This window comes from Thermococcus sp. SY098, from assembly GCF_035621495.1.
Classification (GTDB): Archaea; Methanobacteriota_B; Thermococci; order Thermococcales; family Thermococcaceae; genus Thermococcus_B.
On record NZ_CP141821.1, the window covers coordinates 809,544 to 826,118 of the forward strand.

The window sequence follows — 16,575 nt, forward strand, 5'->3', positions numbered from 1 at the left end:
TGGCTTTTAACTTCTAAATCTTAATAACTTTTGGTTAAAATGAAGCCAAAGCTTATAGCTGATATGATGCTTGGCCGCTTAGCAAGGTGGTTAAGACTTTACGGCTATGATACAGTGTATGGGGTTAAAGATGATGACGAAATCATTGAGATTGCTAAAAAAGAGGGGAGAATAATTCTTACAAGAGACGAGGAGCTGGCAAAGAGAGCAAAAAATGCCATTCTGATAAGCTCAAATAAATTTGAAGAGCAGATAAAACAGCTCATGAAGCTTGGATTCACATTTAATGAGCTGTTTCCAGAGAATGCAAGATGTCCAAAGTGTAATGGACTGATAAAGGAAATATCCAAAGAGAAAATAAAAAATAGGGTTCCCCCAAGAGTCTACGAGAAATACAACGAATTCTATATCTGCACTAAATGCGGCCAAATTTACTGGCCTGGAAGACAATGGGAGGAGATGGTAAAAATAGACAAGAGATTGAGGGGAAGTTAATGAGGTTTGAAGAATGGGAGCCCTTTTATAACGAGATTGTTCAGATAATGGGCTATGATATAGAAAAGGACAGGGAATCAGCCAGAATACTTCAGGATTTGCTCCTCAAGAACAAAAACTACATAAAACCCTATTATCTGAGAGAAATGATTGAAAGCAAAAAGGTGTACATTTTTGGAGCTGGGCCAAGTTTGGAGCTTGCTTTGAAGTACCTGTCATTTAAAGATGGGATTAAGATTTCTGCAGACGGGGCAACTTCTGCGCTTTTAGAGTTTGGATTAGTCCCAGACATCGTCGTTACAGATCTTGACGGATGTTTTGAAGACATAAAGAGAGCTGACATACTTGGGGCATACATTGTGGTGCATGCCCATGGAGACAACATTGAGAAACTAAAAGAATACGTCCCACAGCTTGAAAAAGTTCTCGGAACATGCCAGACAGAACCTTTAGACATAGTTTACAACTTCGGCGGCTTTACTGATGGAGATAGAGCCGTCTTCCTGGCAGAAGAATTTGGAGCAAAAGAAATAGTTTTGGTTGGATTTGATTTTGGGGATGTTGTTGGAAAGTGGAGCAAGCCACATCTAAAGGAACACACACATATCTGGGAGTCCAAAAGGAAAAAGTTTGAATTTGCCCAGAAGCTCTTAGAGTGGCTGAAAAAGAATGGAAGGGCGAAGATAAAGCGTATAGTGTGTCATCCAATTGATTATGCGATATCTGAATGCTACATTGAAAGATAGCTCAGCCACTCCCGTACTCATCACGTATCAGATGGTCAAAGTGTCATCATCGCTAAGACCGCTTTTAAGATCACAGTTCCTTGATCTTTCTGACTTTGTTCCCCTTTATGTCAATATACCCAACCTTCTCGAGCTCCCTCAGAATGCTGTAGAGAGACTTCTCGGTTGCATTGATTACCATCACACCTTTTTCCGTTGGAATTTCAAATGGAAATATCCTCAAAAACTCCTTAATGATAACATCTACAGGGACTTTTTCATTTCTAAGAGCTTTCAGAATTTCGTTGGCAACTATTGATTTCCCAATCAAAGCGAAGTATACATTCATTACATCTTTTTCTGGGAAATACTTTGCCGCAATCTGCAGGGCTTGATTTACCCTTTCAATTCTGAGTTCCTTTATCTCAATCTCCCACTCAGGAACTAAATCGATAAAAGCAAACTGCTTTGCAACTTTTTCGATGACATCAACCTGCTTTGCCAATTCATAAGGGAAGCGGAATTGAAATTTTAGCTTTGTGGCATCAATCCCCTCCTTCAGCTTTACCTTGTTCTCCCTAATATCCAGAGCAGAATTCTTCATGAGCTGGTCTATTATATCCCCCATCCAATAGCCTTCGCTCAGCAGAGTCTCAAAGGTCTCTCCTTCTTTTAAGTGCTCAAGTGCATGGAGGATTTGCTCCTTAAACGACTGAAACCCCCTCACGATGACCTCTTTTTCCTCACCACTTAGAGCATCGATCTGTGCTCTAATCTCTTCGAGAGTCCCCTCAATCATGTAGCCAATAAAAGTTTCATAGCTGAGCCTTTCTTTAACTTTAAATCTTATCCCATTATTTTTCAGTTCGTTAATGAAGGCATCTTTCACAGCCTCATTTTTAGTTGCAAACCTCATGTGATCACCAGAAACGGAAAGGATAAAAAGGCTTATAGACTTTTGCATGATAGGTGAGCAATTATGAGTGAACCCCTACTTGACGAGACCTTAAAAAAGTGGAAAGATAGGAAAATCGCGCTGGCAGTTAATGGAGAGCATTCATTCATCGGGATTCTCAGGGAATTTGACGGAGAGTCTCTCCTCCTCGAAGATGTTACAGATGTTGTTGGAAACAAGGGAAAGCAGCTTTTAGTCAGAATTGACGATGTGAGCTGGATAATGCTCATGGAGTGATAAATATGAAAGCTGTTGCATTTGTGGGATATAAAAAGAGCGGAAAGACTGCAAGTTTACAAAGGGTTGCTAAAGTGCTAAAAGAGAGGGGTTACAAAATAGGCATAGCAAAAAGCATGCATGCAGATCTTGACAAGGAGGGAAGTGATACATGGAAGTTCAGGCAGATGGCAGACTATGTCCTCGTTAAAGCCCAAGATACCGATGCTCTTCTGTTCAAAGCAGATGATATAAATGCATTCTTCTCAGTTATGCCGGAAGTGGATTTCCTTTTACTTGAAGGATTTAAGGACATAAAGCACGTACCTAAGATTATCTGTGCCAGGGATGGGAGGGATGTCGAAGAGCTGAACGAGGGGCTTGCCATAGCCGTGAGTGGGATTATAGCCAATGAAGAGAGGGGAAGGATTGATGGTTTGCCAATAATAAACGCTTTTGAAGAACCAGAGAAGCTCGCTGACTTGATTGAGAAAAAAGCATTCATGCTCCCCAACATTGACTGCCATATGTGCGGATTCACATGCTATGAGATGGCAAAGTTCATCATTAAAGGCGAAAAAACTCTCAACGACTGTAAGGTCATAAGCTCGAAGCCAAAAGTTGTTGTCAAGATTGATGGAAAGACTCTTCCAATGAAGGACTGGGTGCAGGAAATGGTGGAGAAAACAATAAGAGGTCTGCTTTCCTCGATGAAGGGATACAGAGACGGAAAGATCGAGATCAAGATCGAATAACCTCAACTTCCACCTCCTTAATTTTCCCGTCTTTTAAGATGAACGCCCCATAATTCCCTTTGTTGTCCACGATAAGCCATACATTTCTCCAGAGCTTCATTCCCCTAATATCCCTCTCGCTGGGAATAGGTTTGCATAAATGGGAGTGAAAGATTCCTACAGGCTCAAGGTTCTTCTCATCTGCATAGTCAAGAACCTCAACAATCTCAAGAGGATTTATTTCAAAAGCGGTTGGAGAATTCAGCTTGTTCTTTGTGAAAATAACTTCTTTAACGACGATGACATCATTTTGTTGTTTTCCCAACAGGAAACCGCATATCTCAATTTTGCTTTCCTTAGCCCTCTCTAAAATCATGAATAGATGTTCATATTTGATGATCAGCCTCATGGATGTTCATTTTTCGTCAATGACAGTTAAGTTTTTCTGTTCATTAATGATCGTTTTAATACAAAAACGTTTAAATATTTGACACACTCATCAAATGAGGACTGCAATGTCATAACACTAATGGTGATATACAGGAGGGTGAAAGCATGCTGGCAAGAATAGTCTACTACAAACCAAATTCGCTTCCAGAAGAGGAAATTGTGGTTGTAAACAGCTTTGAAAAAGCTGTTGAAATTGCGAGAAGGAAGATAAGAATGATTGGAGCAGTTAAAGTCGAAGTTGAGATCATATAACGCTCCGCTTTTGCCTTCTTCTCCCCACTTTTTTATCTAATCAGCTTATTTATAAAGCCCTTTTCTGTAAGATACCCTTTCCTAATGAGCTCCCTGTTTTTGTACTCATAAATTAAGGGTATCCCCGTAGGTATATTGAGTCTAAGCACCTCCTCCTTTGTGAGATTTTCAATATGCATTACAACTGACCTTAGACTGTTTCCATGGGCTGAAACCAAGACATTCTTACCTTTCTCAAGCTCTGGGATTATTCTTTCTTTTAGGTAAGGTATCGTTCTCTTAGCGGTATCTTTTAAACTCTCCCCTCCCGGTGGTGCTATGTCATAGCTTCGCCTCCAGAGCAGAACTTGTTCATCCCCATAAACCTTTCTTGCATAATCCTTGTTCCAGCCTTGGAGCTTTCCGTAATAACGCTCATTAAGCTGCCAAGCCTTATAAACAGGAATGTAATTTCTTCCGTGTTCTCCGTAAACAGTACCCCATTCCTTCATCATTCCATTTTCATGTTCAATCTTTGCAACTCCGTGCTTGTTTCTGCTCATTATCAGCATTGCCGTCTGAATAGCTCTCACAAGCTCAGAAGTAAAAATCACATCAAACTTGTAATCCTTCAGAAGATCGCCAGCCTTTAATGCCTCTTGAATACCATTTTCGCTTAAAGGAATATCCACCCAGCCTGTAAAAATGTTCAGCTTGTTCCACAAGCTTTCGCCATGTCTGACTAAAACCAATAATGCCATTAAATCCACCTAACAAAAATTCGAGAGAAAGGTTAAAAGGGTTTTGAAGTAACCCACAAAATTAAATTAAGAGGAGAATCAGAATACGTCTCTTCTTTGAGTGTTTGTCTTGCCCTTCTTGAACTGCTCCTCTATCTTCCTATAGTACTCCATCGTTTCCTTGCTAACACTTGGCCCAACTTTCTTCAGCGCTTCTTCGAAGTCCTTCATTGTAACTTTGACTTTCTGCTTAACTTCATCCATCTTAACGCCTGGCTTGATAATCCCTTCCTTGAGTGCTCTCCTCATTGCGTTCATTGCCGCCTCTCTGCAGACCGCTGCGATGTCTGCACCTGTGTAGCCCTCTGTTTTCTTGGCCAACTCTTTGAGGTCGACGTCTTCAGATAAGGGCATTTTTCTTGTGTGGACTTTGAATATCTCGTATCTTGCTTTTTCGTCTGGTGCTGGGACTAAGATTAACCTGTCAAACCTTCCAGGCCTGAGCAAAGCTGGATCCAAGATATCAGGTCTGTTAGTTGCCGCAATAACAACAACCCCACTGTTCTCTTCGATACCGTCCATCTCCGTGAGGAGCTGGTTGATTAGTCTGTCTGTCACTCTGTTCACGTCGGTTCCTCTTCTTGGTGCTATAGCATCAATTTCGTCAATGAATATCACCGTTGGTGCAGCCTGCCTTGCCTTCCTGAAGATTTCCCTGATGTTCTTTTCGCTCTCACCAACCCATTTGCTCAAAACTTCTGGACCCCTGATTCCAATGAAGTTAGCCTCGCTCTCCGTTGCCACTGCCTTAGCTAACAACGTTTTACCTGTTCCCGGCGGTCCGTAAAGGAGGATTCCCTTTGGTGGGTTAATTCCCAATGCTTGGAATGCCTCAGGATACTTGAGCGGCCACTCAACTGCCTCTCTCAAAGCCTCCTTAACCTCCTCAAGCCCACCTATGTCGTCCCATCTTACATTTGGAATCTCAAGGAGTACTTCTCTGAGTGCTGATGGCTCAATCATCTTCAATGCCTCATAGAAGTCTCTCTTAGTAACTTTCAGCTCCTCCAGTACTTCCTTTGGAATGTGCTCCGCCTCAAAGTCAATCTTACCCTCTTTGATAAGTCTCCTCAAAGCTGCCATTGCAGCTTCTCTCGCCAATGCTGCTAAGTCTGCTCCAACAAATCCATGCGTCTTATCTGCGAGCTCTTCAAGCAGTGCATCAATCAAGCGGTGCTTGACCTCATCGTAAAGCCTCTCATCGAGTCTCTTGAGGATATCTTGGATCTCCTTTTCATCCTTGGCCCTCTCGACTTTCACTATTGCTTTATCAATGACATCTCTGAACCTCTCATCTCTTCTAAGTCCCTCCAAGATTCTCTTAACATCGCTCTTCCTGAACTCCGGCTCAATTGGCATCCCCCTTGTGTGAATCTGGAGGATTTCCTTTCTTCCTTGTCTGTCTGGAACACCAACTTCAATTTCTCTATCAAACCTTCCAGGTCTTCTCAGAGCTGGATCAATTGCATCAGGTCTGTTAGTTGCACCTATGACAATGACCTTTCCTCTGCTCTTGAGACCATCCATTAATGCCAAGAGCTGTGCAACTACTCTCTTCTCAACCTCTCCAGTAACCTCGCCTCTCTTTGGAGCTATTGCATCAATCTCGTCAATGAAGATTATGCTCGGAGCGTTTTCTTCAGCCTCCTTGAAGACTTCCCTCAGTCTTTCCTCGCTTTCTCCATAGTATTTACTCATGATTTCCGGACCGTTGATGGCTATAAAGTGAGCGTTTGCTTCATTTGCAACAGCCTTTGCGAGCAGGGTTTTACCTGTTCCCGGTGGACCGTAGAGCAAAACTCCCTTAGGCGGCTCAATTCCAAGCTTTTCAAAGATCTCTGGGTGCTTAAGCGGGAGTTCAATCATCTCCCTGATCTTCTGGATTACATCCTTAAGGCCACCGATGTCCTCGTAGGTAACTCCCAATGCTACGGTCTTTGCAACCTCTTTAACCGGTTTTTCACTAACTGTGAAGTCTGTGAACTCTGTAATCTGGACGATTCCGGCTGGTGTTGTTGCTGTTACAACGAAGGTAAGCTCCTGTCCAAGGACGCCGATCTTGATGTAGTCCCCCCTAACCACTGGTCTTCCAATGAGCCTTGAGTGTAGCCAGTCAACGAAGTCTGCTCCAAATCTGATTGGCTCCGTTGGAGCCAAGACAACTTTCTTTGCCTCTTTGACCTCAGCCTTTCTTACAGTTACCTCGTCTCCAAGTCCAACCCCCGCGTTCTTTCTGATTGTACCGTCCATTCTGATGATGTCCAATCCTTCGTCCTCTGGATATGCTGGCCAGACAACTGCCGCTGTGTTCTTTGTCCCAATTATCTCTACTATATCACCTGGTTGAACGCCAATTGTGCGCATAGCCTTTCTATCAATCCTAACTATCCCCCTACCAACGTCTCTCTGGTAAGCGGAAGCAACCTTAAGCTTAATTTCCCTTTTATCTGCCATTAACACCACCTCACTTCTTTTTGATGAGCAGATGATCGTGAGTAGCTAAAACAAAAATCTGAAAAAATGAAACTCCTTCACTCCACTTTAACCTCAAATCCTTCTCCTTCCTTCTTTGTTGGGTGCTTCTTTGGAATCCTGATCTCAAGGACGCCGTTGTTGTACTTTGCTTTTGCTTTCTCCGGAATAACTTCCTCTGGAAGTCTGATGACTCTTCTGTAACCGCTGTAGTACCTTTCAACCCTTATTGCCCCTTCTCTCTCAAGTTCCTTCTCTCTCCTTACTTGAGCTTCAATATAGACAGCGTCATCAGTTACCCTAACCTTAATGTCTTCTTTCCTTACACCTGGGAGCTCAGCTGTGATTATGAACTCGTTGCCGTTGTCAAAGATGTCAACGAACGGCTCTCTCCAGACCCCTTCAATTCTCTCCTCAAAATACTCTGGCTCGCTCCATCTTCTGTAGCTCCAGAGCCTTGGGCCTCTGAAGAACTCGTTGAAGATGCTGTCAATTTCCTCCTGAATCTCTCTCATTATGTCAAACGGATCCCAGATGTCCCACCTTCTCACCCTTCTCACCATACCTCTCACCCCCATTATTTTTGGTTACCAATAGTTACTAAAATATTCAATCTTTATAAAGTTTTCGTGCCAGGGGGCAACCATCGGTGAACTTAAGTGTTCATCTCCCTAAACCGCAAGGTTTATAAGCCAGAATCTTTCCTTTATTCTTTGGACGGTGGGGCGGTAGCTCAGCCTGGGAGAGCGCCGGACTGAAGATCCGGGTGTCGGGGGTTCAAATCCCCCTCGCCCCACCACTTTTGTGCGGTGGTAGTCTAGCCTGGTCCAGGACGCCGGCCTTCCAAGCCGGCGACCCGGGTTCAAATCCCGGCCACCGCACCACAATCTGTTCTGAGGTTTTGGTGATCCAAATGGATATAGATGGTATTAGAGCTGAAATTAGGGAGAAAATCTGGAGACTGCTGGAGGAAACTGGAGAAGCAATGCCACCAAAACCAATTCGAGGGAGGATACCCAACTTTAGAGGTGCCGAAATTGCTGCAAAAAAGTTATCTTCACTTGAGGAGTGGAAAAAAGCTGAGGTCGTTAAGATAAATCCTGACAGTCCACAGAGACCAGTAAGGGTGCAAGCACTGAAGGAGGGAAAACTGCTCATCATGCCAACTCCAAGGATAAAGAGAGGGTTCCTCCTTATAAATCCAAGTTTAATTCCTAAGAGTTACTACTCTTTTGCTTCCACAATTAGAGGCGCTTTTAAATTTGGAAAACTGCTACCCACTCTAAGGGACATTGAAAAAGAAATTCCAAAAATTGATCTTGTGGTTGAAGGCAGCGTTGCCGTTGATAGAAACTGCAACAGGCTGGGAAAGGGAGAGGGGTATGGGGACATAGAGTGGGGGATTCTTTCTCTACTGGGCAAAGTGGATAAGAACACCCCAATTGCAACAACGGTGTCTGAGATCCAGATAGTGAAGAATATTCCAAAGAAGCCCCATGATCTTCCACTTAACATAATTGTGACTCCAAAGAGAGTTATAAGATGTAACCGATGCGATAAGCCATTTGGAATAATTCCGGAAAGTTTGAAAAAAGAGAAAATCAATGAGATACCTCTGCTTGATGAACTGATAAGACTCGGCTACTTCAAAGTAAGATGAAGTTTACATCGGATCTCACCAGCCCTGCACTATTTTCAAAACTTTGTCATCAACTTTCCCGTTTTCAACGTCTTCAATTGCTTGTTCCAGTTTATCCAAGCCCTCATCCAGAAGCTCCTTCTCTATCGTCAAAGGTGGCTGGATTCTGAGGACATTCCCATGGAGAAAAGCCAATATTAGACCAAGCTCATAAGCTCTCCAAACCACTTTCTTAGCCTCATCGAAAGCCCTTTCCTTTGTTTCTCTGTTTTTCACTAAATCTATACCAATCATCAGACCTTTTCCCCTGACATCACCAATAAGTTCATGCTCTTTCTGCATTTTTTTGAGTCTTCTCATGGTGTACTCTCCAAGCTCTTCAGCTCTTTTGAGCAAATTCTTTTCTTCAATTTCTTCAATAACTGCTAAAGCTGCTCTGCTTGTTACTGGGTTCCCACTGAGTGTAAACGTATGCCCCAAAGCCGGTAAAGACTCCATGATCTCTTCTCGTCCAATGATAGCGCTTATTGGCAATCCTCCACCCAAAGGTTTTGCAATAGTTATTATGTCTGGTGTAACTCCAAAGTGCTCAATTGCAAACCATTTTCCTGTCCTTCCTAACCCGCTTTGAACTTCGTCAACAACTAAGAGAATTCCGTATTCGTCAAGAATTTTCTTCAGCTTTCTAAAATAGTCATCAGGCGGGACTATCATCCCAGCATCTCCCTGGATAGGCTCAGCAAACAAAGCAGCGACCCCTTCTGCATACACTTCACGTTCAAATTTATATTCAAGGTAGGATATGCACTCAAAGTGACATCTTTTTCTCTCCTGTCCGAAGGGACATCTGTAACAGTCAGGAAATGGGATGTAGTGGATATCACTTAGCTCACCAACCAGTGCCCTAATTTCAAAATCAAGCCCAGTTATGCTCATAGCACCATACGTTGCCCCGTAATAGCTTCCTAAATATCCCAGGAGTGTCCTCCTCCCTGTGTATGCTCTTGCAAACTTTATTGCACCATCATTTGCATCACTGCCACTCAATCCCAAGACGACTTTAGCACTTTTTATTGGTGAGATCTCAACAAGTTTCTCCGCCAACAAAAGGGGTTCTACAGGAAAACCATAGATGAATGTGAAGTGAACCAATTTGTCCGTCTGCTCTTTTATAGCTTTTACAACCCGATTGTTGTTATGCCCGACGTTTTGGACGGCAGCATCAGAGAGAAAGTCTATGTATTCTCTTCCTTCAATGTCCCAAACTTTGGCGTTTTCCGCTTTAACACCAACAATGGGGGCATAGGTAACACGGGCTGCTTTTGGAAACACTTTTAAATATCGAAAGATAATCTCGTCTCTTTTCATAATTATCGCCACAGCATAAGTAAGATTAACATCTAAATAGGATTTTTGGCTATGGGTTTGAACAAATGTCAAACTTTTAAATTCATACGAACGTCTTCATCCAGCAGGAGAAAAAGAGCCAATGCCGACAGTATGGCAAGTGTAAAGGAAGATAGTGTAAGTCCCATTATGCCCCACAACAGACCAAACAGAAAATCCAAAAGAGCCACATAAGTGGCGGTTGTTATTGCGATATCTCTTCCAAGAAAAATTCCAAAGCTAATCAGGAGATGAATTGAACCAATACCCCAAAATCCCAGAAACATGAGCTTGTCACCAATGCTTAGCAAGCCCAACCCATAGAAGTATATGCTCATTAAAAGAAAGAAAAGAATTAAGATGGGCTTTGGTTTCATTCTCCGAACTCCTCCACGGGCATCTTCATTCTTGAAACCGCAATCAATGTTAGTATACCCACCAGGGGCATGAATGCCAGTTCACCAAATGCCAATCCAACGCTATGCCTTGCCAGTAGATCCGTAATTGAAGGTGCTACTATGTTTGCCGTGTTTGAAATAAGCCCCAATGCGAATGAAGCCCTTGGATAAACACTCTTTGGATATGTTGCCGGTGCTGATGTCCAGAATGCTGGACCCGTTCCTTGAATTGTTCCAACAAGCCAGACTGCCGCTAAAGCAATAGTATAGTTTCCGCTGAGCATTGCTTTGGCGTAGACAATCAGTCCCACAAAAGATAACATATATGATATTACCATAACCTGGACAATGGCCCTAAATAGACCTCTTGAGGTTGGATTCTTCCTTGAAAGCAGATATCCTATGTATCCAAATACAATTGACCAAATCGCTTTTGAAATATTGAGGTTCGTGCTGAGTGTTGCTACATGAGCCTTTGTCCAGCCCATGTCATAGGCGATTGATGCCGAGAAGCCAACAATCGTGAAGATTACCCACAAAGCCGGGAAGAACGTGAATCCCAAAACCCAGGTAAACTTGAGTTTCCAGACGTTTATCTTTGCTTCTCCCCTTTCATGGATTATTTCAAAGTCCTCTGTAAAGAGCCACCATATCAGTAGAACTGCGTACATTATGAGGACTGTAACTAAAAAGCCACCCTTCCATCCAAATGCATGGATTAAATATTTAGCACTCATTGAGCCAAAAACACCGCCCCAGAAGATTCCAGAGAGGATTATACCCTTTGCAAATGGTCTTTCAGCAACAAAGTACCTTGCTATCTGAGTGCTGAAGAGTGGAACGAGAGTAACCACGAAACCTTGGATGAATCTTAAGAAAACTACAACATACCAGTTTGGAGCGTAAGGAATGAGCAGTTGCGGAACTGCAGCCCAGCTTAGGGCTATTGCAACGCTCCTCTTAAAGCTCCCTTCATAAATTCTTGTGTGCCCCAAAAGAAATGCGACAAAAAGACCAAAAACATAGGCTATGTGTTGCAGATCAAAGGCATCGCTGCTGATTCCAAAATGGGCAATCACATCTGGCTTAGCGACGCTCATCATGGTGAGCGTTCCAAATCCAGCGGTCATGACAATTGTATTCAGGATTACAGACCTCCAGCGATTCATTTTCTCACCCCACTAAATTTTTCCAAAGAACATCAGCAAGCCAAATATAATAAACAGCACTCCTGCTCCTTTGTGGATCATCTCCACGGGTAGAGCTTCTCCAATTTTTTCACCAACAAAAGCACCTATCAAATTCACCAGAGCGAGTCCCAAAATAGCGCCGGTAAAAGCTTTGGCCCATCCATATTTTGATGCAAATGCGATTGTAGCCAACTGTGTTTTATCACCAAGCTCGGCAAGGAATATTGCAACAAAGACATAGAGCACTTCTTTCATTTGACCTCCTCCCAAAGATGTGAAAAAGGGAAATGAAACTTCAAAGCTCTTCCAAAGCTTTCTTCATCCTTTTCATAGCTTCAATGAGCTTTTCTTTCTTTGTTGCATAGCTTATCCGTACGTATCCTTCTCCATTCTTTCCAAACGCCGTTCCCGGGATTACAACTACCTTAGCTTTCTCCAAAAGCCATTCACTGAACTCCTCACTTGTCATTCCAGTTTCTTTTATGTTGGCAAAGATGTAAAATGCACCTTTAGGTTCGAATGCAGAAATATAGGGCATCTCTTTAATTGCATCGAGAACTATCTTTCTTCTCTCAGCATATTCTCGTCTCATCTTCTCAACAGCTTCCCAGCTCTTTGGACTCCTTAGAGCTTCAATTCCTGCAACCTGAACAAAGGATGAAACGTTTCCGATAACATATGCATGGAGCTTTATCATGTCCTTAATAATGTCCTTTGGTGCGATTGCAAAGCCCAAACGCCAGCCGGTCATTGCAAATGTTTTGGAGAAGCTATTTGCCAAAATCGTATTGTCCGGGGCATATTTAAGCATTGGGTAGTGCTTTGCACCCTCATAAAGAAAGTGCTCATAAGGTTCATCGCTGAGGATGTAGAGATTATAGTCTTCAGCAATATCCGCAATAGCTTTTGCGGTTTTTTCATCTATTGTAGCACCAGTTGGATTGTTGGGATAGTTAATCACGATCATCCTTGTCCTCTTTGTTATGAGCTCCAAAAGCTCGTCTGGATCAGGCTGAAAACCATTTTCCTCTCTTAATGGAAGCCTTACTATTCCCGCCTCGGCAAGCTTAGCATCTTCAGCGTAACAGACAAACGCAGGATCTGGGATTATGACCTCATCGCCTCTTTCAAGAAGCGTCTCAAATGCCAGATAAGTTGCTTCATAAGCACCAGCAGTTACTATAATGTTGTCAGTTGGAACACCTAAGTTGTATCTTTCTTTGTAATATTCACTTATGGCTTGTCTAAGCTCTGGGATTCCAGCGTTTGGAGTGTAATGAGTCCATCCTTCATCTAATGCCCTCTTTGCGGCTTCCTTAATATTATCTGGTGTGTCAAAGTCAGGTTCTCCAATTCCAAGAGAAATTACATTTTCTATTTTTCTTGCTTTTTCAAAAAGCTCTCTGATCTTTGAGCGTTGAATTAAGTTGACACGCTCCGCTATAAAATATCTGTGTCTCTTATAACGCATAATCATCCCCCCGTGGCATTTAGAGGGTGAATTAATATTCTTATAAACTTATCGAGAAGGATTTTCTGCTTTTTGATATATTAGTGAAACAAAATTCAATAAAATACAGACATTATGGCAAATTTTCAGAAAAGTCAAAGAGCCTCAACTATGGCTGCCTGTTCAAAAAGCCTCTTCACCTTTTCCACGTCACAGTCAACAAAGTGAATCTCCTTTAGTGAGTTCTTTTTAAGAAAGTCTTCAAGGGTCTTCCGGGCATTTTGACCAAAAGCCACAATGAAGTTTTCACCCTCTTTGGCTCCAACTTTTTTTATTGCTTCTCCAATTTGCAGAGTCCCTGCAAGCCTGAGAAGAATTTCCCCCTTCACTGTTTTTGCTTTATTTGTTCCCCGCTCAAATGACTTTAACGCCAAGATAGTAGCGAACACGAGTTGTTCCCAGCATTCAACATTTGCTATTTGCATATTATCACCAAGCTCTTCAAAGATCCACGAAACATCTCCGAGCACAATTTTACTAATTGCGATTTCATGCTTGCCCAATTTTACTACCTTCAACCTTACACCTCCAGTTTCAATATAAATGCAAGATATTAAACTCTTTCCCTCGCACTCAATAATATCCAATGATAAAAAATCCTCAATTATTCTGCCAGTTTTTTAAAATTTTTTGAAATTTATATTATTATAATATTAAGACCAAAGCAAAAAATATTTAACTACTTAAAGCAAATGAAAAAATTAGCAGCTTCATGTACTTGGAGGTTCAGCGATGACAAAGATGAAAATAATTAGCGTGCAGATACCGCAAGGTCTTCTGAATGCTATTGATACCCTCGTAAAGAGGGGGGTTTATCCCAATAGAAGTGAGGTTATAAGAGAAGCTATCAGGGAGCTGATAAAGAAAGAGCTCTACAAACTTGAGACAGAAGAAAGAACAACTCCTGAGTACATACTCGAATAAGGGTTTGTGATCAATTAGTTAACAATTAAGCCCGGGGGTTAAAGGCAATGGTGTGGAAACTCTTGGAACAGGCGGGTATTAACTTGGACTTTGATGAAAACACAAAAGAAAAATTTGGGGAATATGAGGAAAACTTAGAGGGTCTGATTAAGATTGCAATCATTGGAGTTGGAGGTTCTGGGAACAATACCATAACACGACTCTATGAGCTTGGTGTCCAAGGTGCAGAATTAATTGCGATGAATACCGATGCCCAACACTTGGCGAGAACTAAAGCTCATAAAAAAATCCTTCTCGGGAAGAACATAACTCACGGCAAGGGTTCTGGTGGAGATCCAAGAATAGGATACTTAGCAGCTGAAGCAAGTGCCCAAGAAATTGCCGAGGTAGTTAGGGATGTTGATTTGGTCTTCATAACAGCTGGAATGGGTAATGGTACTGGAACTGGAGCCGCACCAGTTGTTGCAAGGATAATCAAAGAGGTAGCAAGAAACAATGGACGATATCAAGAACCGCTTGTTGTGAGTGTTGTAACATTTCCATTCTCAACTGAAGGAACAAGAAGAATAGAGAAGGCAAAAGCAGGTATACAAGCTTTGCTCCAGTATTCGGATACTGTGGTAATAATTGAAAATGATAAGCTTTTGGAACTCGTTCCAAATCTGCCACTCTCGGCTGCATTTAGATTTGCGGATGAGATTATAGCGAGAATGGTCAAGGGCATAACGGAAACAATAAAGCTCCCTTCTATAGTCAATATAGATTTTGCTGACGTCTACAGCGTCATGAAGAATGGTGGCGCTGCTTTGATAGGTATAGGCGAGAGCGACTCAAAGAACAGGGCTGTTGATGCTGTAGTTAACGCTCTTAACAACAAAATGCTTGAAGTTGAGTTCGGAAGCGGCGAAGCGGCATTAATTCACTTTACGGTTGGCCCAGATGTAAAGCTTGGTGAAGTCCATGAGGCAATGAAGATAGTTTATGAGAAGTTAGGTACGAAGTCAGAGATAAAATGGGGTGCAATGATTGATGAAGACTTGGGCAAAACCGTTAGGGCAATGGTTATAATGACCGGAGTCAACTCCCCTCACATTTTAAGCGGTGAAGTTAACGCGCTTCAAGACAGCAACAGAATTCTTATGCCCACAGATACCCTAAGGATGATCACGAAGGATACCAAGCTTGAAAGGATCTTCGAGAGGACGATGAAAAGTGAAAAATCTAAACCACCCGTAAATGAAGATGTAGAAAGGATCTTTAGAGATATTTACCAGTTTTGATGTTTCTTCCTCTTTCTCTCTATTAGATTACAAGGTGATAGCATGGCAAAAGTCATTAGTATAGCCAATCAAAAAGGTGGAGTCGGAAAAACAACAATAACAATGAATCTTGGCTTTGCTCTCGCGAATATGGGCAGAAAGGTTCTCTTAGTCGATATAGACCCACAATTTAACTTGACTTTTGGATTAATAGGGATGGAGGTTCTTAACTATGAGGACAACAACGTTGGGACATTAATGACAAGGGAAAGCAGAGTTGAGGATTCCATAGTTGAAATCAGAGAAAATCTGCATTTGATACCCTCTCACCTGAATCTCTCTGCCAAAGAGATTGAGATAATTAATGCATACAATCGTGAAAGGCGCTTAGAAAAAGCCTTGAAATCAGTCCTCCCAGAGTACGATTATGTTTTAATTGACAACCCACCAAGTATGGGGATATTCCTTGTAAACTCACTCACAACTTCAGATTATGTTTTGATTCCCCTTGAGCTTAGCTATTTTGGAGTTATCGGGATGCAGCTTATGTTCAACCTTATGAAAATGATTAAAGAGGAGACCAACGAGAACCTTACACTTCTTGGATTGATTCCCAATAAATTCACAAGACAGACAAAAGTCCCAGCTACACGGCTGAAAGAGTTAAAAGAGACGTATCCAAATGCTCCATTGCTGACAACCATACCTAAGTCAGTTGCTCTTGAAAAAGCTCAATCTCAAGGGGTCAGCATATTTGAATTCGAGGGTGATGGGAGAGCAGCGAAAGCGTTTTTAAAGCTTGCAAAAGAGGTGATTGCTCTTGTCGAAGGAGAAAGGTAAAATTCCACAGCTATTTTCTGGCTCAATTGACGAGCTCACAAGACCTAAGACAAAGAAAGCTGATAAAAGAAGAGAGGAGCTTAAGAAAATCAAGAAGCAGAAAACATTATACATCAGCCAAGACACAAATTTAAAATTAATTGAGCTTTACGCTGAAGAAAGCAGAAGACAGAGCAATATTGTGGAAGATGCTGTAAATCTGTACTACTATCTCAAAAAGGCGATGGGCGAAAAGAACTTTGATGAGCTAATGAGCGCTGTGCTTAGAGAGGATCCAGAGTTTTTAAGAAGCTATCTGGAGAAAGCCAAGCTCATTTAATCACCACTAACCCAGCAGCTCAAATCAGGAGA

The 16,575-nt window shown here is 42.1% G+C and carries 21 protein-coding genes and 2 tRNA genes; 12 read left to right on the plus strand and 11 right to left on the minus strand.

Annotated elements, in window-relative coordinates; genetic code table 11:
- Positions 1 to 39: 39 nt before the first annotated feature.
- Positions 40 to 495 carry a Mut7-C RNAse domain-containing protein gene (locus VFC49_RS04490; protein WP_324736355.1) on the plus strand — a complete coding sequence of 152 codons (456 nt, stop codon included), beginning with the start codon at positions 40 to 42 and terminating at the stop codon, positions 493 to 495.
- Positions 495 to 1,241, plus strand: coding sequence for a 6-hydroxymethylpterin diphosphokinase MptE-like protein (locus VFC49_RS04495; protein ID WP_324736356.1), 747 nt, complete (start codon positions 495 to 497; stop codon positions 1,239 to 1,241). The genes VFC49_RS04490 and VFC49_RS04495 overlap by 1 nt, the downstream gene beginning before the upstream one ends.
- Before the next feature lie 70 nt (positions 1,242 to 1,311).
- Here VFC49_RS04495 and VFC49_RS04500 read toward each other — a convergent pair whose 3' ends face one another.
- Positions 1,312 to 2,136: a hypothetical protein gene (locus VFC49_RS04500; RefSeq protein ID WP_324736357.1), complete on the minus strand. Its 825-nt coding sequence runs from the start codon at positions 2,134 to 2,136 to the stop codon at positions 1,312 to 1,314.
- 63 nt (positions 2,137 to 2,199) lie between these two features.
- On the opposite strand from VFC49_RS04500, the gene VFC49_RS04505 reads away from it, so the two are divergent.
- Complete coding sequence (locus tag VFC49_RS04505) at positions 2,200 to 2,412, plus strand: LSm family protein (protein ID WP_013467542.1); 213 nt, start codon at positions 2,200 to 2,202, stop codon at positions 2,410 to 2,412.
- 5 nt (positions 2,413 to 2,417) lie between these two features.
- The gene (gene mobB / locus VFC49_RS04510; RefSeq protein WP_324736358.1) at positions 2,418 to 3,146 is read left to right on the plus strand and encodes a molybdopterin-guanine dinucleotide biosynthesis protein B; all 729 of its coding nucleotides are present in this window, start codon (positions 2,418 to 2,420) and stop codon (positions 3,144 to 3,146) included.
- On the opposite strand, the gene VFC49_RS04515 is transcribed toward mobB, so the two are convergent.
- On the minus strand, positions 3,133 to 3,534 hold the full coding sequence (locus tag VFC49_RS04515) for a M67 family metallopeptidase (protein ID WP_324736359.1): 402 nt from the start codon (positions 3,532 to 3,534) through the stop codon (positions 3,133 to 3,135). The genes mobB and VFC49_RS04515 overlap by 14 nt on opposite strands.
- 146 nt (positions 3,535 to 3,680) lie before the next feature.
- On the opposite strand from VFC49_RS04515, the gene VFC49_RS04520 reads away from it, so the two are divergent.
- A complete protein-coding gene (locus VFC49_RS04520; RefSeq protein WP_324736360.1) occupies positions 3,681 to 3,827 on the plus strand; it encodes a hypothetical protein in 147 nt (48 codons plus the stop codon).
- 32 nt (positions 3,828 to 3,859) lie between these two features.
- Here VFC49_RS04520 and VFC49_RS04525 read toward each other — a convergent pair whose 3' ends face one another.
- The 3 genes from VFC49_RS04525 to VFC49_RS04535 form a co-directional block, all read right to left on the minus strand.
- A complete protein-coding gene (locus VFC49_RS04525; protein WP_324736632.1) occupies positions 3,860 to 4,567 on the minus strand; it encodes a 2,3-bisphosphoglycerate-dependent phosphoglycerate mutase in 708 nt (235 codons plus the stop codon).
- Between the two features lie 78 nt (positions 4,568 to 4,645).
- The gene (locus VFC49_RS04530) at positions 4,646 to 7,060 is read right to left on the minus strand and encodes a CDC48 family AAA ATPase (protein WP_324736361.1); all 2,415 of its coding nucleotides are present in this window, start codon (positions 7,058 to 7,060) and stop codon (positions 4,646 to 4,648) included.
- A 77-nt stretch (positions 7,061 to 7,137) separates the two neighbouring features.
- A complete protein-coding gene (locus VFC49_RS04535; protein ID WP_324736362.1) occupies positions 7,138 to 7,641 on the minus strand; it encodes an Hsp20/alpha crystallin family protein in 504 nt (167 codons plus the stop codon).
- A gap of 159 nt (positions 7,642 to 7,800) precedes the next feature.
- On the opposite strand from VFC49_RS04535, the gene VFC49_RS04540 reads away from it, so the two are divergent.
- The 3 genes from VFC49_RS04540 (at position 7,801) to VFC49_RS04550 (ending at position 8,738) form a co-directional block, all read left to right on the plus strand.
- Positions 7,801 to 7,877 (plus strand) — tRNA-Phe (locus VFC49_RS04540).
- Between the two features lie 7 nt (positions 7,878 to 7,884).
- A tRNA-Gly gene (locus VFC49_RS04545) sits at positions 7,885 to 7,962 on the plus strand.
- A gap of 29 nt (positions 7,963 to 7,991) precedes the next feature.
- Entirely contained in the window at positions 7,992 to 8,738 is a 747-nt protein-coding gene (locus VFC49_RS04550) for a 5-formyltetrahydrofolate cyclo-ligase (RefSeq protein ID WP_324736363.1), read from the plus strand.
- A 15-nt stretch (positions 8,739 to 8,753) separates the two neighbouring features.
- On the opposite strand, the gene VFC49_RS04555 is transcribed toward VFC49_RS04550, so the two are convergent.
- The 6 genes from VFC49_RS04555 to cgi121 all read right to left on the minus strand — a co-directional run bounded on the left by VFC49_RS04555 (position 8,754) and on the right by cgi121 (position 13,719).
- A complete protein-coding gene (locus tag VFC49_RS04555) occupies positions 8,754 to 10,085 on the minus strand; it encodes a leucine/methionine racemase (protein WP_324736364.1) in 1,332 nt (443 codons plus the stop codon).
- Positions 10,086 to 10,153: 68 nt separating this feature from the next.
- The gene (locus VFC49_RS04560; protein ID WP_324736365.1) at positions 10,154 to 10,480 is read right to left on the minus strand and encodes a hypothetical protein; all 327 of its coding nucleotides are present in this window, start codon (positions 10,478 to 10,480) and stop codon (positions 10,154 to 10,156) included.
- Positions 10,477 to 11,670 (minus strand): MFS transporter, encoded by a 1,194-nt coding sequence (locus VFC49_RS04565; RefSeq protein WP_324736366.1) that lies wholly within the window; start codon positions 11,668 to 11,670, stop codon positions 10,477 to 10,479. The genes VFC49_RS04560 and VFC49_RS04565 overlap by 4 nt, the downstream gene beginning before the upstream one ends.
- 12 nt (positions 11,671 to 11,682) lie before the next feature.
- Complete coding sequence (locus VFC49_RS04570; protein WP_056934073.1) at positions 11,683 to 11,946, minus strand: TMEM165/GDT1 family protein; 264 nt, start codon at positions 11,944 to 11,946, stop codon at positions 11,683 to 11,685.
- Positions 11,947 to 11,986: 40 nt separating this feature from the next.
- Entirely contained in the window at positions 11,987 to 13,162 is a 1,176-nt protein-coding gene (locus VFC49_RS04575) for an aminotransferase class I/II-fold pyridoxal phosphate-dependent enzyme (protein ID WP_324736367.1), read from the minus strand.
- A 134-nt stretch (positions 13,163 to 13,296) separates the two neighbouring features.
- A complete protein-coding gene (gene cgi121, locus VFC49_RS04580) occupies positions 13,297 to 13,719 on the minus strand; it encodes a KEOPS complex subunit Cgi121 (protein WP_324736368.1) in 423 nt (140 codons plus the stop codon).
- Between the two features lie 214 nt (positions 13,720 to 13,933).
- Here cgi121 and VFC49_RS04585 point away from each other — a divergent pair, with 214 nt between their 5' ends.
- Genes VFC49_RS04585 through VFC49_RS04600 form a run of 4 tightly spaced genes read left to right on the plus strand, consistent with a single transcriptional unit; the run spans position 13,934 to position 16,543 of the window.
- On the plus strand, positions 13,934 to 14,125 hold the full coding sequence (locus tag VFC49_RS04585; protein WP_013467557.1) for a ribbon-helix-helix domain-containing protein: 192 nt from the start codon (positions 13,934 to 13,936) through the stop codon (positions 14,123 to 14,125).
- A 47-nt stretch (positions 14,126 to 14,172) separates the two neighbouring features.
- Positions 14,173 to 15,405, plus strand: coding sequence for a cell division protein FtsZ (gene ftsZ / locus VFC49_RS04590; protein WP_324736369.1), 1,233 nt, complete (start codon positions 14,173 to 14,175; stop codon positions 15,403 to 15,405).
- 42 nt (positions 15,406 to 15,447) lie between these two features.
- On the plus strand, positions 15,448 to 16,224 hold the full coding sequence (locus VFC49_RS04595; RefSeq protein WP_324736370.1) for a ParA family protein: 777 nt from the start codon (positions 15,448 to 15,450) through the stop codon (positions 16,222 to 16,224).
- A complete protein-coding gene (locus VFC49_RS04600; protein WP_013467560.1) occupies positions 16,205 to 16,543 on the plus strand; it encodes a hypothetical protein in 339 nt (112 codons plus the stop codon). The genes VFC49_RS04595 and VFC49_RS04600 overlap by 20 nt, the downstream gene beginning before the upstream one ends.
- Positions 16,544 to 16,575: the final 32 nt, after the last annotated feature.

Excerpts from the sequence above, each read along its gene's own strand:
- VFC49_RS04490 (WP_324736355.1), top strand. The coding sequence starts at position 40 with ATGAAGCCAAAGCTTATAGCTGATATGATGCTTGGCCGCTTAGCAAGG.
- VFC49_RS04495 (WP_324736356.1), top strand. The coding sequence starts at position 495 with ATGAGGTTTGAAGAATGGGAGCCCTTTTATAACGAGATTGTTCAGATA.
- VFC49_RS04500 (WP_324736357.1), bottom strand. The coding sequence starts at position 2,136 with ATGAGGTTTGCAACTAAAAATGAGGCTGTGAAAGATGCCTTCATTAAC.
- VFC49_RS04505 (WP_013467542.1), top strand. The coding sequence starts at position 2,200 with ATGAGTGAACCCCTACTTGACGAGACCTTAAAAAAGTGGAAAGATAGG.
- mobB (WP_324736358.1), top strand. The coding sequence starts at position 2,418 with ATGAAAGCTGTTGCATTTGTGGGATATAAAAAGAGCGGAAAGACTGCA.
- VFC49_RS04515 (WP_324736359.1), bottom strand. The coding sequence starts at position 3,534 with ATGAGGCTGATCATCAAATATGAACATCTATTCATGATTTTAGAGAGG.
- VFC49_RS04520 (WP_324736360.1), top strand. The coding sequence starts at position 3,681 with ATGCTGGCAAGAATAGTCTACTACAAACCAAATTCGCTTCCAGAAGAG.
- VFC49_RS04525 (WP_324736632.1), bottom strand. The coding sequence starts at position 4,567 with ATGGCATTATTGGTTTTAGTCAGACATGGCGAAAGCTTGTGGAACAAG.
- VFC49_RS04530 (WP_324736361.1), bottom strand. The coding sequence starts at position 7,060 with ATGGCAGATAAAAGGGAAATTAAGCTTAAGGTTGCTTCCGCTTACCAG.
- VFC49_RS04535 (WP_324736362.1), bottom strand. The coding sequence starts at position 7,641 with ATGGTGAGAAGGGTGAGAAGGTGGGACATCTGGGATCCGTTTGACATA.
- VFC49_RS04550 (WP_324736363.1), top strand. The coding sequence starts at position 7,992 with ATGGATATAGATGGTATTAGAGCTGAAATTAGGGAGAAAATCTGGAGA.
- VFC49_RS04555 (WP_324736364.1), bottom strand. The coding sequence starts at position 10,085 with ATGAAAAGAGACGAGATTATCTTTCGATATTTAAAAGTGTTTCCAAAA.
- VFC49_RS04560 (WP_324736365.1), bottom strand. The coding sequence starts at position 10,480 with ATGAAACCAAAGCCCATCTTAATTCTTTTCTTTCTTTTAATGAGCATA.
- VFC49_RS04565 (WP_324736366.1), bottom strand. The coding sequence starts at position 11,670 with ATGAATCGCTGGAGGTCTGTAATCCTGAATACAATTGTCATGACCGCT.
- VFC49_RS04570 (WP_056934073.1), bottom strand. The coding sequence starts at position 11,946 with ATGAAAGAAGTGCTCTATGTCTTTGTTGCAATATTCCTTGCCGAGCTT.
- VFC49_RS04575 (WP_324736367.1), bottom strand. The coding sequence starts at position 13,162 with ATGCGTTATAAGAGACACAGATATTTTATAGCGGAGCGTGTCAACTTA.
- VFC49_RS04585 (WP_013467557.1), top strand. The coding sequence starts at position 13,934 with ATGACAAAGATGAAAATAATTAGCGTGCAGATACCGCAAGGTCTTCTG.
- ftsZ (WP_324736369.1), top strand. The coding sequence starts at position 14,173 with ATGGTGTGGAAACTCTTGGAACAGGCGGGTATTAACTTGGACTTTGAT.
- VFC49_RS04595 (WP_324736370.1), top strand. The coding sequence starts at position 15,448 with ATGGCAAAAGTCATTAGTATAGCCAATCAAAAAGGTGGAGTCGGAAAA.